Source organism: Mesorhizobium sp. M7A.F.Ca.MR.362.00.0.0, from assembly GCF_004023175.1.
Lineage (GTDB): Bacteria > Pseudomonadota > Alphaproteobacteria > Rhizobiales > Rhizobiaceae > Mesorhizobium.
In genome coordinates, this window is record NZ_RZTF01001069.1 from 1 (window position 1) to 252 (window position 252).

Genomic DNA, 252 nt, shown 5'->3' on the forward strand with positions numbered 1-252 from the left:
AAGCTGCTCTGATTCTTTTCTGTCAGTAATATCTTTTTGAATGCCAACAAAAAAGAGCTTACTGTCGTCTCCAATGCGAATGGGAGAAAGCTCAAGCTCATTCCAGAACATTTCACCGTTTTTGCGATAGTTACGCAGCTGAACAACAATATGTTCTTCATTTCTGATCGCATCCCGCAATGCTGTTACTGATCCTTGCTTTTTATCATTTCCTTGTAAGAACCGGCAGTTTTTGCCGAGAATGTCTACTGC

1 protein-coding gene is annotated in these 252 nt (G+C 40.9%); it reads right to left on the reverse strand.

Annotation, left to right across the window (positions count from 1 at the left end):
• Positions 1 to 252 (reverse strand): PAS domain-containing protein (locus tag EOC06_RS39165; RefSeq protein WP_128310204.1); only part of this gene is annotated, 252 nt, incomplete at both ends.